10 protein-coding genes are annotated in these 15317 nt (G+C 60.2%); 6 read left to right on the top strand and 4 right to left on the bottom strand.

Annotated elements, in window-relative coordinates; genetic code table 11:
- Positions 1-22: 22 nt before the first annotated feature.
- The gene (locus F8N85_RS05980) at positions 23-1666 is read right to left on the bottom strand and encodes a SulP family inorganic anion transporter (RefSeq protein WP_224795650.1); all 1644 of its coding nucleotides are present in this window, start codon (positions 1664-1666) and stop codon (positions 23-25) included.
- Positions 1667-2095: 429 nt separating this feature from the next.
- On the bottom strand, positions 2096-3376 hold the full coding sequence (locus F8N85_RS05975; protein ID WP_150802745.1) for a serine/threonine transporter: 1281 nt from the start codon (positions 3374-3376) through the stop codon (positions 2096-2098).
- A 373-nt stretch (positions 3377-3749) separates the two neighbouring features.
- Between F8N85_RS05975 and F8N85_RS05970 the strand changes: the two genes are divergently transcribed.
- The 3 genes from F8N85_RS05970 (at position 3750) to F8N85_RS05960 (ending at position 6733) form a co-directional block, all read left to right on the top strand.
- The gene (locus F8N85_RS05970) at positions 3750-4700 is read left to right on the top strand and encodes a 2-hydroxyacid dehydrogenase (RefSeq protein WP_150802744.1); all 951 of its coding nucleotides are present in this window, start codon (positions 3750-3752) and stop codon (positions 4698-4700) included.
- A 159-nt stretch (positions 4701-4859) separates the two neighbouring features.
- Positions 4860-5927, top strand: a complete 1068-nt coding sequence (locus F8N85_RS05965) for a phosphotransferase family protein (protein ID WP_150802743.1) — start codon at positions 4860-4862, stop codon at positions 5925-5927.
- A gap of 38 nt (positions 5928-5965) precedes the next feature.
- On the top strand, positions 5966-6733 hold the full coding sequence (locus F8N85_RS05960; RefSeq protein WP_150802742.1) for an SDR family oxidoreductase: 768 nt from the start codon (positions 5966-5968) through the stop codon (positions 6731-6733).
- A gap of 123 nt (positions 6734-6856) precedes the next feature.
- Here the strand turns inward: F8N85_RS05960 and F8N85_RS05955 are convergent, their stop codons facing one another.
- Positions 6857-8140, bottom strand: coding sequence for a Zn-dependent hydrolase (locus F8N85_RS05955; RefSeq protein WP_150802741.1), 1284 nt, complete (start codon positions 8138-8140; stop codon positions 6857-6859).
- A 304-nt stretch (positions 8141-8444) separates the two neighbouring features.
- Positions 8445-9932, bottom strand: a complete 1488-nt coding sequence (locus tag F8N85_RS05950; protein WP_150802740.1) for an NCS1 family nucleobase:cation symporter-1 — start codon at positions 9930-9932, stop codon at positions 8445-8447.
- Between the two features lie 623 nt (positions 9933-10555).
- On the opposite strand from F8N85_RS05950, the gene hydA reads away from it, so the two are divergent.
- The 3 genes from hydA (at position 10556) to preA (ending at position 14832) form a co-directional block, all read left to right on the top strand.
- Positions 10556-11995, top strand: a complete 1440-nt coding sequence (gene hydA, locus F8N85_RS05945; RefSeq protein WP_150802739.1) for a dihydropyrimidinase — start codon at positions 10556-10558, stop codon at positions 11993-11995.
- 194 nt (positions 11996-12189) lie between these two features.
- On the top strand, positions 12190-13557 hold the full coding sequence (locus tag F8N85_RS05940; RefSeq protein ID WP_150802738.1) for an NAD(P)-dependent oxidoreductase: 1368 nt from the start codon (positions 12190-12192) through the stop codon (positions 13555-13557).
- Positions 13558-14832 (top strand): NAD-dependent dihydropyrimidine dehydrogenase subunit PreA, encoded by a 1275-nt coding sequence (gene preA / locus F8N85_RS05935; protein WP_150802737.1) that lies wholly within the window; start codon positions 13558-13560, stop codon positions 14830-14832. It begins immediately after the preceding gene.
- Positions 14833-15317 lie beyond the last annotated feature (485 nt).

The following is a 15317-nucleotide window of genomic DNA, read 5'->3' as shown; positions in this document are numbered from 1 at the left end:
GGCGTTTTTTTATGCCTGCCGATTATGCATCTGGCACTCTGGTCGCCACCTGTACGGCGCCATCCACACTCAAGCCACTGAGTACCACCTGCAAACGCTCGGTCACCGGCAAGGCCGACAATGCCGCTTTGGCTTCATGCTTCAAGCGCGCCAACAGCAGTCGCTTGCCATCGGCGCTGACGCGAGCAAAGAACGTTTCCAGCGCCTCGATACTGGTTCCATCCAGGTTTGATGACTCTTCCAGACTCAAAATGACCGTATGGATCGGTTCTTCACTGTGGCCTATCAACCTGAGCGCCCTGCCCAGGACTCGTTCGACATTGGCGAAAAACAGGGGCTCCGCGGGGCGAAGAATAAGCACTCCCGGAATTTTCAGGGCCGCGGGATGGCGTTGCAGATCGACGTAATCATGCCCTCCGCCCATTTGCCCGAGGATCTGGATATCCGCCGAGGACATCTGTCGCAACATCAGCACGACGCTGATGGCGACGGCCACCAGCAATCCGTCCAGCACACCCAGCACCAACACCGCAGCCACGGCACAGATCAGCAAAATCCGGTCGCGACGCCAGACAAAATAGCGCCCCAACGGTTCCAGACTCAGACCGCGAGCCAGGGCATGAATGACAATCGCCGCCAGTACCGGTTCCGGGGTCAAGGCAATGTACGGCAGTACTGTCAGCACGATGACCAGCACCACCAGGGCCGCGACACCGCCCGCCAGACGCGAGCCGGCACCCGCTGCCTCATTGGCCGAGGTCGCCGAATAGCCGGCGCCCGCCGGCATACCCTGGAACAGGCCGGACAGCAGGTTGGCCGCCCCCAGCGCCAGTAAATCCCGGTTCGACGCCACCCGATCACCGTGCTTGAGAGCAAAGGAGCTGATCGAGCCGTACGATTCGGCATAGAGGATCATCACCATGGCAAAGCCCAGCTCCCCGAGGCGTAACCAGTCAGTGAACGGCAGTACCGGCAAATGCGGGATCTCCAGAGTCAGATCGATCACACCGATCAGCTTCACCCCATAGGCCGTCAGGTTCAGCCATTGGCCCGCCGCAATACCGGCCATCACCACCAGCAGCCCACCCGGCAAGCGTTTGACCCGTGCGCACAAGCACAACAGCGCCAGCGCTACCGCCGCTACACCAGCACCGACCCAGTTCCAGCGCGGCAACTGCTCCAGCAGTTCAGGCAAAGAGCGAAGCAGATTGCTGTTGGTCAGGTGCACGCCGACCACGGTTGCGAGCTGTTTGAATACGATGGTGATCGCCAGGCCAAAAGCGAACCCGCGCAATACCGGCTTGGCAATGAAGGACGTCATGCTGCCGAGCCTGAACAGCCCAGCCAGCAAAAAGAACGCTCCGGTGACCAATACCAGACCGAATGCCAGGCTCAAACGCAGCGCCGAATCGCCACCGGAAAGCGTCATGGTGGCCGCCGCCAGCACCGCTGCCGAAGAGGATGTCGCAGAGACAATGGCAAAGCGGCTGGTGCCAAACAGCCCGTAACACACTAAACCGGCGAACAGCGCGATAACCCCGGCCTGAGGTGGCAACGCAGCGATGCTTGAATAGGCAACGGCTTCAGGCAACAGCAAGCCGGCAATCGACAAGCCTGCCAGCAGATCTCGCGCTCGGCCTGGCGGCGGGGAGGAGGAGGATGGCACTGGAATGGGAGAATGCGGACTATTGGGCAATCGAACTGCCCCAACCCGACAGGTAACGGGCCTTCGGACCGCGTGCGAGATTCATGGTGTTGGCCTGAAGATTCTGACCCTGATCGATTACCGGGTCACGGGCGATTCGGCTCCGGGAACATCAGCCCGGAGAAACTCACTGAACGGCGTTGTGTCAGTGAGGCGCAGCATAGCTGCCAAACGCGACAGGGTATTGATATCAATCAACCGGGCAGCGCGTTGCACTACACAACACTGTAGGGCTGAGTCCGTAGCAGCTGCCGAGCCTGCGAGGCTGCGTCCGGCCGCGAAGCGGTCGTAAAATCAGGCAACACGCTCTTTCAGGTAAACCGCGTGTACAAGATTTGCGAGGACTGCATCCTCGAACGCAGCCTCGCAGGCTCGGCAGCTGCTACGGGCTCAGGCGGTAAGCGAGTAAATCAACGCGGTAATCGCCACCAGGCCCACCGCCGTCACAAAGACGTTGGAAGCCTGACCACGATACCGTGCCATGGCTGGCACTTTACGAATCGCGTACATCGGCATCAGGAACAGAATCGCCGCGATGATCGGGCCGCCGAGGGTTTCGATCATGCCCAGAATGCTCGGGTTGAGCGTGGCGACGATCCAGCAGACCACCAGCATGAAGGCTGCGGTCATGCGGTCCAGGGTCTTCGGCGCTGGACGACGACCACTCTTGACGATCAAGCCCTTGAGACCTTCGCTGGCGCCGATATAGTGCCCCAGGAACGACTTGGAAATCGCCACGAAAGCAATCAGCGGTGCGGCGAACGCAATCGTCGGGTTGCTGAAGTGGTTGGCCAGGTACGACAGGATCGACAGATTCTGCGCCTTGGCTTCGGCCAGTTGTGCCGGCGACAGGGTCAGCACGCAACTGAAGACGAAGAACAGCACCATCACCACCATCAGGCCGTGGGCGCGAGACAGGATCTGCGAGCTGCGTTCTTCGGCATGCTCGCCATAACGACGCTTCTGGTCCACCGCAAAGGCCGAGATGATCGGCGAATGGTTGAACGAGAACACCATCACTGGAATCGCCAGCCACAAGGTATGCAGCAGCGCCGAAGGCTCAGGCAGTGTGCTCGCGGTGGCGAGAATGCCGCCGTTCCAGTGCGGAACCAGGAACACCGCAAGGAACAGCAACGCGACGATGAACGGATAAACCATCAGGCTCATGGCCTTGACGATCGCCTGTTCACCACAGCGCACCACCGCCAGCAGGCCGAGGATCAGCACCAGCGACAGAATCACCCGAGGGGGCGGCGTGATGTGCAGTTGGTGTTCGAGGAAACTGCCCACGGTGTTGGTCAGCGCAACGCTGTAGATCAACAGGATCGGAAAGATCGCAAAGAAATACAGCAAGGTGATCAACGCCCCGGCCTTGATCCCGAAATGTTCTTCGACCACTTCGGTGATGTCGGCGCCGGCACGGCCGGAGAGCACGAAGCGGGTCAGGCCACGGTGCGCATAAAAAGTCATCGGGAATGCCAACAGCGCCAGAATCATCAGCGGCCAGAAGCCGCCGAGACCGGCGTTGATCGGCAAAAACAGGGTACCCGCACCAATCGCAGTACCAAACAGGCCCAGCATCCAGGTTGTGTCATGGCGATTCCAGCTACTGAGGCTCGCTGGTGTCGCCGCTTCATAGCGTTCGTCGACGCTATTGGCCTGATCATTCATCCGGTCGGATCTCCGCATTCCAGTCATTTGCCACACAGTCGGAGCGAGTCAGAAAAAGCTGACAGGCAGCGCCCCGGCCGTAACAGGGGCGCGATTGTCCGGGATTAGCTAACAGAAGCAAAGACTTAGCTGAGGAGCGGTAAGGCGGATCAGTTTGACGGTTAGAGATTGCGGTGGCGGCTGCACCCTCTTCGCGGGCAAGCCACGCTCACACAAATGATCGCATTCCCCACACCGCACCGCGCCAGCGACCCTTGCCAATCATCTCTCGGGCCAGCAGTCTTGAGTCTTTTTTGAGAGATGTCCCAGGAATGGGCTAAACATTAATGACAACTTCGGCAAATCCACCGATTGAAATCCACAGGAGCGCAGTATGCCCGTCACCGTTCTGGTACTGGTTGAAACCATTAACGATTACCTGCCGATCCTCGAACAAAGCGGTTTTCACCTGATTCTTGCGCCTACACCGGCCGAGCGAGCACAGGCCATCAGGACCCACGCCAGCCAGATCAAGGCTGTATTGACCCGCGGTCCGCTTGGCTTGACCGCCGAAGAAATCGCCGACCTGCCGTATCTGGAAATCATTTGCGTGATCGGCGCCGGCTATGAACACGTCGACCTGCAGGCCGCCAGCAACCGCGGTATCCGCGTGACCAACGGAGCCGGGGTGAATGCCTCATCGGTGGCCGACCATGCCATGGCACTGCTGCTGGCCCTGGTACGCGACATTCCCCGGGCAGATGCCGCGGTCCGGCGCGGTGAGTGGCCGAAAATCATGCGCCCGTCCCTCGCCGGCAAACGCCTGGGCATTCTCGGCCTCGGTGCCGTCGGCATGGCCATCGCCAAGCGCGCGGCCAAAGGCTTCGAAATGACGGTCAGTTACCACAATCGTCAGCTACGCAGTGACGTGCCCTATGGCTTTTGTTCGACGCCCACCGAGCTGGCCCGGGCCTCTGATTTTCTGATCATTGCCACTCCCGGTGGTCTCGGCACACACCACCTGATCAACAAACAGGTGCTGGACGCCCTGGGGCCCAACGGTTTTATCGTCAACATCGCCCGAGCCAGCGTGATAGTCACCGCCGACCTGATCTCGGCGCTGGAGCAGCGCCGGATCGCCGGCGCTGCACTGGATGTATTCGATGCCGAGCCGCAGGTGCCGCAAGCGCTCAAGGTGCTGAGCAACGTGATCCTCACTCCGCATGTTGCCGGGCTGTCTCCGGAAGCGACCCAGGCCACCGTGGAATTGGTGGGTGAAAACCTTCTGGCCTATTTCTCTGGCCGCCCTTTACTGACCCCCATCGACCTGCCGCGAGCGAAATGACCGGAGGTCGCTGCCGGGCATTCAAACGCTTGTATCAAAAGCAATGATTGCCCGGCAACACGCTCACCTATAACGGCTTGCCGCGGGTTGTGGGCTCAGGGCGGGCGCATTAGATTAGACAATAATGTCGAGCCTCCAAAATAAGCAGAAGGGATAAGCATGGCGCTTACTGATCAGTCCACCGATGTCCGCTCCGGCGAAGAACTCGATATCAACCTCATCGACCCATACCTCAAGGCACATATTCCCGGCCTGAGCGGGACGCCACGGATCAGCCAGTTTCCGGGCGGCGCTTCGAATCTGACCTACCTGCTGGAATACCCCGGGCAGGAGTTCGTCCTGCGTCGACCGCCGTTCGGCCACAAAGCCAAATCCGCCCACGATATGGGCCGCGAGTACCGCATTCTCAATCAACTCAAGGACGGCTTCCCGTATTGCCCGAAAGCCTATGTGCATTGCACCGACGAGTCGGTGATCGGCACCGAGTTCTATGTGATGGAACGGGTCAAGGGCATCATCCTGCGCTCCGACCTGCCACCGGAACTGGGCCTCGACGCGCAGAAAACCGAAGCCCTGTGCAAGAGCTTCATCGACAAGTTCGTTGAACTGCATCAGGTCGACTACAAGGCCTATGGCCTGGCCGACCTTGGTAAGCCAGAAGGTTATGTGGCGCGGCAGATTCGTGGCTGGAGCGACCGCTACGAAAAAGCCCTGACCCCGGATGCGCCGAAGTGGGAAGCGGTCAAGGCCTGGCTCAACAAAAAGATGCCTGCCGACCACCCGACCTCGAGCATCGTGCACAACGACTATCGCTTCGACAACGTGATCCTCGACCCGAACAACCCGATGCAGATCATCGGTGTACTGGACTGGGAACTGACCACCCTCGGCGATCCGCTGATGGACCTGGGCAACACCCTCGCCTACTGGATCGAAGCCGATGATCCGGCACCGGTGCAACTGATGCGCCGCCAGCCGAGCCATGCGCCCGGCATGTTGACCCGCCGCCAGTTCGTCGATTACTACGCCGAACGCGCCGGCATCCAGATCGACAACTTCGACTTCTACTACACCTACGGACTGTTTCGCCTGGCCGGTATCGTGCAGCAGATCTACTACCGCTTCTTCCATGGCCAGACCCAGGACAAACGCTTCGCGCAGTTCATTCAGATGAACAAACTGCTGGAGCAGATGAGCCTGCAAGTCATCCACAAATCCAGCCTCTGACTGCGCGCCTCGCGCCTGGCATACAACAAGGAAAAACCATGTCCAAGACTCAGTTGTTCGACCTCGACGGCAAGATCGCTTTCGTTTCCGGCGCCAGCCGCGGTATCGGCGAAGCCATCGCCAAACTGTTGGCCCAGCAAGGCGCCCACGTAATCGTCTCGAGCCGCAAACTCGACGGTTGCCAGCACGTGGCCGATGCGATCATCGCCGACGGCGGCAAAGCCACGGCCGTTGCTTGCCACATCGGTGAAATGGAGCAGATCAGCCAGGTCTTCGCCGGGATTCGCGAGCAGTTCGGGCGCCTGGATATTCTGGTCAACAACGCGGCGACCAACCCGCAGTTTTGCAATGTGCTGGATACCGATCTGAGCGCGTTCCAGAAAACCGTCGACGTGAACATCCGCGGCTACTTCTTCATGTCGGTGGAAGCCGGCAAGCTGATGCGCGAAAACGGTGGCGGCAGCATCATCAACGTGGCTTCGATCAACGGCATTTCGCCAGGCATCTTCCAGGGCATCTACTCGATGACCAAGGCCGCGGTGATCAACATGACCAAGGTCTTCGCCAAGGAATGCGCGGAGTACGGCATTCGCTGCAATGCATTGCTGCCGGGCCTGACCGATACCAAGTTCGCCTCGGCATTGGTGAAGAATGACGCGATTCTGAATACCGCCCTGCAGCAGATTCCGCTCAAGCGAGTGGCTGCGCCGAGTGAAATGGCCGGGGCGGTGTTGTATCTGGCCAGTGAGGCATCGAGCTATACCACTGGGGTTTCGCTGAATGTGGATGGTGGGTTTTTGTCCTGATTGAAGCGGGTTTGGGATGAACAAGAGGCAGCCTTCGGGCTGCCTTTTTTGTTTGGTTGGAATGGATATTCATTGGTGCACTCAGGCTTTGATGGCTGGCCAATCGCGTCAGATTTCAGTCATTCAAGCCGCCAACTGACCGTCGGCAATCGCCGCCGACGCCGCCAGCATCGCCCGCAACAGCACCGCGCATCCGGCCGCCAGATCGTCCGGTGTGGCGTTTTCGATTTCGTTGTGGCTGATACCACCTTCGCACGGCACGAAGATCATCCCGGCCGGGCCCAGTTCGGCGAGGAAGATCGCGTCATGACCGGCACCGCTGACGATGTCCATATGCGACAGGCCCAAGCCTTGTGCGGCATTGCGCACGGCGTCGACGCAGCCCTTGTCGAAATACAGCGGCGGGAAATCGGCGGTCGGCGTCAGATCGAAACTCAAGCCGTGGTCCTTGCAGGTGGTGTCGATCACCTGTTTGACCTCGGCAATCATCGAGTCCAGCCGCGCGGGTTCGAGATGGCGGAAATCCAGGGTCATGCGCACTTCGCCGGGGATCACGTTGCGCGAGCCTGGATAAGCTTGCAGGCAACCGACGGTGCCACAGGCATGGGGCTGATGGCTCAAGGCGACGCGATTGACGGCCGAAACCACAATCGCCGCGCCGACCAGAGCATCCTTGTGCAAGTGCATCGGGGTCGGACCCGCGTGGGCTTCGACGCCCTTGAGTGTGAGGTCGAACCATTTCTGCCCCAGCGCGCCCATTACCACACCGATGGTTTTGCGCTCATCCTCAAGGATCGGTCCTTGCTCGATATGCGCCTCGAAGTAGGCACCCACCGCATGGCCGCTGACCTGGCGACTGCCGGCATAACCGATGGCGTTCAGCGCTTCGCCGACGGTCACGCCTTGGGCATCGGTCTTGGCCAGGGTTTCTTCCAGGGTGAATTTCTCGGCGAACACGCCAGAGCCCATCATGCACGGTGCAAATCGCGAGCCTTCTTCGTTGGTCCAGACCACCACTTCCAGCGGCGCTTCGGTTTCGATGCCCAAGTCATTGAGGGTGCGCAGCACTTCGACACCGGCCAGCACGCCGAAGCAGCCGTCGAATTTGCCGCCGGTGGGCTGGGTGTCGATATGGCTGCCGGTCATCACCGGCGGCAGGTCCGGATTGCGCCCGGGGCGGCGGGCGAAGATGTTGCCGACGGCATCGATGCTCACGGTGCAGCCCGCCTCCTCACACCAGCGCACGAAGATGTCACGGGCCTGACGGTCGAGGTCGGTCAGGGCCAGGCGACAGACACCGCCCTTGACCGTGGCGCCGAGTTTGGCCAGCTCCATCAGCGACTGCCACAGACGGTCGCGGTTGATGTGCTGATGGCTGGACTGCAGAACGTCAAGGGCAGCGTTCATGATGATCTCCTCAGGCAATTATTATGGTTTTCTCAGGCGGATCTGGAGTCTCGGGGCTCACTCAAATCCACCTATCTAAAGGCCAGAACTCCCGTAGCAGCTGTCGAGTAGAACGAGGCAGCGTCCGAGGACGCAGTCCTCGTAAAACCTGTGCTCGCGGTTTATCTGAAACACCGAGGCGCAGGGCTTTACGGCTGCTTCGCAGCCGAACGCTGCCTCGCTCTGCTCGACAGCTGCTACGCCCTGCCAAGCATCAAAAAATGTGTAGATACCTATGCTGCAAAGCCCGCGAAGCTTCGGGCCATTACACCGGCGTCTTGGCCACCGCCGTGTCGCTGCGGCCCATCATGCACAGCCCGTAATACAACAACCCGCCCAGCGCCGAACCGGTGAACCAGCCGTAGTTGTAGAACCAGCTGAAGGCGTCACTGCCCAACGACAGCACGGTCAGCGCCACCGGGATGCCAAAGGCGATAAATCCGTTCCAGTTCCACGCCGGATACACATCGTCGCGGTACAGGCCCGCCAGGTCGAGTTGCTGTTTCTTGATCAGGAAATAATCCACCACCATGATCCCGGCAATCGGCCCGAGCAGGCTGGAATACCCCAGCAACCAGTTGGAGTAGACCGTTTCCAGGCTGATATCGGAGACCAGCAAACCGAGTTTCTTCAATAGTTCGTGGGCCATCAAGCCCAACCCCACCAGCCCGGTCAGCATCACGGCCTTGGTCCGGTTGATCAGTTTGGGCGCAAGGTTCTGGAAGTCGTTGGTCGGCGAAACGATGTTCGCCGCGGTGTTGGTGGATAGGGTCGCAACGATGATCACAAACATGGCCAGCGCCACCCAGACCGGGCTTTGAATATGCCCGATCAGGGTTACCGGATCGGAGACCGTCACCCCTACCAGCTTGGCCGAGGCCGCCGTCATCACCACACCCAGCGAGGCGAACAGGAACATGGTCAGCGGCAAACCGATGATCTGCCCGACGATCTGATCCTTCTGGCTTTTCGCGTAGCGACTGAAGTCCGGGATGTTCAGCGACAGCGTCGCCCAGAACCCGACCATGGCGGTGAGCCCGGCCATGAAGTAACTCGTCACTCCAGCGCCTTCCGGGCGTTTCGGCGGTTGCGCCATCAGTTCGCTCATCGAGACGTTCGGCAAGGCCCAGAACAGCAAGCCCGCACCCACCAGCACCAGCAGCGGCGCGGAGAGGGTTTCCAGCCACTTGATCGAATCCGCTCCGCGCAACACCACCCACAGGTTGAGCGCCCAGAACAGCATGAAGCCGATCACCTCGCCGGTGCCGCCCAGGGCCTTCCAGCCCTCGAACACCGAGCCCAGAAACAGGTGAATGGCCAGCCCGCCGAACATCGTCTGGATGCCGAACCAGCCGCAAGCCACCAGTGCCCGGATCAAACACGGCACATTGGAGCCGATCACCCCGAACGACGAGCGCAGCAGCACCGGAAACGGGATGCCGTACTTGGTGCCGGCGAAGGCATTCAGGGTCAAGGGGATCAGCACGATGATGTTGGCGAACAGAATCGCCAGCAGCGCCTCACCGACCGACAATCCGAAATACGCAGTGAGCACCCCGCCGAGGGTATAGGTCGGTACGCAGATCGCCATGCCGACCCAGAGCGCCGTGATGTGCCATTTGTTCCAGGTTCGTTGGTGCACCTTGGTCGGCGCGATGTCGTGGTTATAACGGGGGCTGTCGAGGACGTCGCTGCCGGCCTCAAGCTCGTACAAGCCGTCGCGCTCGGTCACTTGCGATCTGATCTGGTGCATGGCCGCTCCACTGTTCTTTTGATTATTGTGCTCATCGGACGGGTTGACGGATTGAGCCGAAAACCGGGCGATGGCCGGAGTACGAACGACTTTCACGAACCGGCCAACGTCGCAGCGGCGGCACTCAATAAACGTGCCGGATATCCCGTTTGCGCGCCTGCCAGTTTCGCGAAATCCATGTAAACAACTGATGTTCATCAGTTTTATTCAGTAACTCTTGAGGCCTGGCTTACTTGCTCCATCACTCAAGGATCATTTCAGGCAAGTTGTCCAAACAGTCAGGGCTCAATCTGGTGCAGCCATGTTTTTTCAAATGTTTGCACACGCCCATAGGCATAGCTCAAGCAGCTGATTTCACATAAGAAATCTTGACCATATTTGGTTCCTGTCAAGTGCGTCAAAATGGTGAATGCCCGCACCATTTTGCTGATTTTGTTATTTAATTCATATTTTTCAACACGTTATATTGGATATAAGCTTATAAAAAATAATCTTGCCGAATCCAGTATCTCCAGCTAGCGTCTATTCCTGACAGCGCTGACAGGAATACAACTTCCTGCAGCTTGCCGCAACTACAACACCAAGAACTGGCAGCAGCCGGTCAAGCCTGTGAGGAACTCGCAATGTCGCTGTTGATCCGTGGTGCCACCGTTGTTACCCATGATGAAAGTTACCGCGCCGACGTGCTGTGCGCTGACGGTTTGATCCAGGCAATCGGTAATAACCTGGACGTTCCGGCGGACTGCGAAGTGCTCGATGGCAGTGGTCAATACCTGATGCCCGGCGGCATCGATCCCCACACTCACATGCAATTGCCCTTCATGGGCACTGTTGCCAGCGAAGACTTTTTCAGCGGCACCGCGGCAGGACTTGCCGGCGGCACCACCTCGATCATCGACTTCGTGATTCCCAACCCGCAGCAACCGTTGCTGGAGGCTTTTCATCAGTGGCGCGGCTGGGCCGAGAAGTCCGCCGCGGACTACGGCTTTCACGTCGCCATTACCTGGTGGAGCGAACAGGTTCGCGAAGAAATGGCCGAGCTGGTCAGCCAGCATGGGGTGAACAGCTTCAAGCATTTCATGGCTTACAAGAACGCGATCATGGCCGCCGACGATACCCTGGTAGCGAGTTTCGAGCGCTGCCTGGAGCTGGGCGCAATACCGACGGTGCACGCGGAGAATGGTGAACTGGTCTATCACCTGCAACGCAAACTGATGGCCCAGGGCATGACCGGCCCCGAAGCCCATCCCTTGTCGCGTCCCTCCCAGGTCGAAGGCGAAGCCGCCAGCCGGGCTATCCGTATCGCCGAAACCCTTGGTACGCCGCTGTATCTGGTCCACGTCTCGACCCGCGAGGCGTTGGATGAAATCACCTATGCGCGCAGCAAGGGCCAGCCGGTCTACGGCGAAGTCCTGGCCGGGCATCTGCTGCTGGACGACAGCGTCTACCAGCACCCGGACTGGCAGACCGCCGCCGGTTATGTGATGAGCCCGCCCTTCCGTCCTCGCGGGCATCAAGAGGCGCTGTGGCATGGCCTGCAATCGGGCAACCTGCACACCACCGCCACCGACCATTGCTGCTTCTGCGCCGAGCAGAAAGCCGCCGGTCGCGACGACTTCAGCAAGATTCCCAACGGCACCGCCGGTATCGAAGATCGCATGGCCGTGCTCTGGGACGAAGGGGTGAACAGCGGACGGCTGTCGATGCAGGACTTCGTTGGCCTGACCTCCACCAACGCGGCGAAGATCTTCAACCTCTACCCGCGCAAAGGCTCGATTCGCGTCGGTGCCGATGCCGACCTGGTGCTCTGGGACCCGGAGGGCACCCGGACCATATCGGCCAAGACTCACCATCAGCAGGTCGACTTCAACATCTTCGAAGGCAAGACCGTGCGCGGTGTGCCCAGCCACACCATCAGCCAGGGCCGGCTGGTCTGGGCCGACGGCGACCTGCGGGCCGAACGCGGGGCCGGGCGCTACATCGAGCGCCCGGCTTATCCGGCGGTGTTTGATTTGTTGAGCAAGCGGGCTGAGTTGAACAGGCCGGTTGCGGTGAAACGTTAGGGCCACCAAACCGTAGGAGCTGCCGCAGGCTGCGATCTTTTGATCTTGATCTTGGCGATTGAGGCCGGAACTGTGGCGTCCGCCTAAAGATCGCAGCCTTCGGCAGCTCCTACAGGGACCGAGTTCAACTTCAGCGATGTGTGCAAACCAATGCCCATCAGAGGCAGCACCTCAATAACCGTGAGGCCAACACCGTGATCAAGACCCTGAACCACCTCCCGCATCCCCACGAGGACGCGGTCGCCCTTGCGGGCCATTTCACCGACCTGGCGCCGCCGCTCAACGCCCGCCAGGCCCATCTGGAAGCCTCGCGCTGCCTGTATTGCTACGACGCGCCCTGCGTCAATGCCTGCCCCAGCGAGATCGACATCCCGTCCTTCATCCGCAATATCCATCAGGAAAACGTTCAGGGTGCCGCGCAGAAAATCCTTTCGGCGAACATCCTCGGCGGCAGTTGCGCCCGGGTCTGTCCGACCGAAATCCTCTGCCAACAAGCCTGCGTGCGTAACAACGCTCAGGAATGCGCACCGGTGCTGATCGGCCTGTTGCAACGCTACGCGGTGGACAACGCGCAATTCAACGAACACCCCTTCCAGCGTGCCGCGCCGACCGGCAAACGCATCGCGGTGGTCGGCGCCGGGCCGGCGGGGTTGTCCTGCGCTCATCGTTCGGCCATGCACGGTCATGATGTGGTGATTTTCGAAGCCCGCGAGAAAGCCGGTGGCCTTAACGAATACGGAATCGCCAAATACAAACTGGTGGACGACTTCGCTCAGCGTGAGCTGGAATTCCTGCTCGGTATCGGCGGGATCGAGATCCGTCACGGGCAGAAACTCGGCGACAACCTCAGCCTGACTGAACTGCATCAACAGTTCGATTCGGTGTTCCTCGGCCTCGGCCTGGCCGCCAGCAAGCAACTCGGTCTCGCCCATGAAGACGCGCCCGGCATGCTCGCCGCCACCGACTACATCCGCGAACTGCGCCAGGCCGATGACCTGACTCAACTGCCACTGGCCGATCGCTGCATCGTCCTCGGCGCCGGCAACACCGCGATCGACATGGCGGTGCAAATGGCCCGCCTCGGCGCACGCGACGTGAACCTGGTGTATCGCCGGGGCCTGGAGGACATGGGCGCCACCGAACACGAGCAGCACATTGCCAAGGCCAATCAGGTCCGCCTGCTGACCTGGGCCCAACCCGAAGAAGTGCTGCTGGATGAACAGGGCCAGGTCCGCGGCATGCGCTTTGCCCGCACGGGAATGGTCGACGGTCGTTTGCAGACCACCGGCGAAACCTTCGAGCTGGCCGCCGACGGGATCTTCAAAGCCATCGGCCAGGCCTTCGACGACGCAGCGTTGAGCGACCCGCTGGCCGGTGAACTGAAGCGCCAGGGCGAGCGCATTCTGGTGGACGAACAGCTGCGCACCAGCATCCCCGGCGTGTATGCCGGCGGCGACTGCACCAGCCTCGATCAGGACCTCACCGTCCAGGCCGTGCAGCACGGCAAGCTGGCCGCCGAAGCCATCAATGCCCAACTCAAGCTCAATGTGGAGGCTGCGTAAATGGCCGATCTCTCGATAGTCTTCGCCGGTATCAAAGCCCCCAATCCGTTCTGGCTGGCCTCCGCGCCACCCACCGACAAAGCCTACAACGTGGTCCGAGCCTTTGAAGCCGGTTGGGGTGGCGTGGTCTGGAAAACCCTCGGTGAAGACCCGGCGGCGGTCAACGTCTCATCACGTTACTCCGCGCACTTCGGCGCCAACCGTGAAGTCATGGGCTTCAACAATATCGAGCTGATCACCGACCGCTCGCTGGAGATCAATCTGCGGGAAATCACCCAGGTCAAAAAGGACTGGCCGGACCGCGCGCTGATCGTGTCCTTGATGGTGCCCTGCGTCGAAGAATCCTGGAAAGCCATCCTGCCGCTGGTGGAAGCCACCGGAGCCGACGGCATCGAGCTGAATTTCGGCTGCCCCCACGGCATGCCCGAGCGCGGCATGGGCGCGGCGGTCGGTCAGGTGCCGGAATACGTCGAGCAAGTGACCCGCTGGTGCAAGACTTACTGCTCGCTGCCAGTGATCGTCAAACTGACGCCGAACATCACCGACATCCGCCTGGCGGCCCGCGCGGCCCATCGTGGTGGCGCCGATGCGGTGTCGCTGATCAACACCATCAACTCCATCACCAGCATCGACCTGGAGCGCATGGTCGCCCGTCCGATGGTCGGCAGCCAAAGCACCCACGGCGGCTACTGCGGCTCGGCGGTCAAACCGATCGCGCTGAACATGGTCGCGGAAATCGCCCGCGACCCACAAACCCGTGGCCTGCCGATTTGCGGGATTGGCGGCATCGGCAGTTGGCGCGATGCAGCAGAATTCATCGCCCTGGGCAGCGGCGCGGTGCAGGTGTGCACGGCGGCAATGCTGCATGGCTTTCGCATAGTCGAGGAGATGAAGGACGGTCTGTCACGCTGGATGGACAGCCAGGGCTACGCCAACCTGCAGGAATTCTCGGGGCTGGCGGTGAGCAATACCACGGACTGGAAGTACCTGGACATGAACTACCAGATCATTGCCAAGATCGACCAGGAGGCCTGCATCGGTTGCGGCCGCTGCCACATCGCCTGCGAAGACACCGCGCACCAGGCCATCGCCAGCCTCAAGCAGCCTGACGGCACGCACAAATACCAAGTGATCGACGACGAGTGCGTGGGCTGCAACCTGTGCCAGATTACCTGCCCGGTCCAGGACTGCATCGAGATGGTGCCCGTCGACAGCGGCAAGCCGTTCCTGGACTGGAATCATGATCCGAGGAATCCGTATCACGTGGCGGGTTGAGCCGAGATGTTTGTTGTCTGATCCGCCGCCATCGTCGGAACGCCGCCCGGAGCAAGCTCGCTCCCACATTGGTCTTCAGTGGACACATAATTTGTGTGCAACTGCGACCCATTGTGGGAGCGAGCTTGCTCGCGATGGGGCCCTCAGCCACACCACCCCCCTCAAGGCTCCAACCCAATCCCCCTGAGTCACACTGGTCACTGCTCGTTCGGATAACCTATCCAACTCCGAAAAAAGTGCGCCTCGAACTAGCAGTTCTGCTAGTAGACGCCGCTCGAAAAATATCCGAGCCTGACACGACCCAGTGAGCCAAAAAGAGTAGAGCCCATGTCACCGTCATCGATGAAGATACTGTGCCGCTATCAATACGATCCGCTGGATCGCCTCATAGGCTTGGCGCCCTGGAGCGCGCAAACACACAGCGTTTCTATCAAAAAAACTACCTGGCTACCGAGATAGAAGATCAGGCACAACAAACGATATTT

It is taken from the genome of Pseudomonas fluorescens (assembly GCF_902497875.1).
In the GTDB taxonomy this organism is placed as follows: Bacteria; Pseudomonadota; Gammaproteobacteria; order Pseudomonadales; family Pseudomonadaceae; genus Aquipseudomonas; species Aquipseudomonas fluorescens_BR.
Note: the sequence above shows the minus strand (reverse complement) of the source record. Positions and strands in the feature narration are given on the sequence as shown.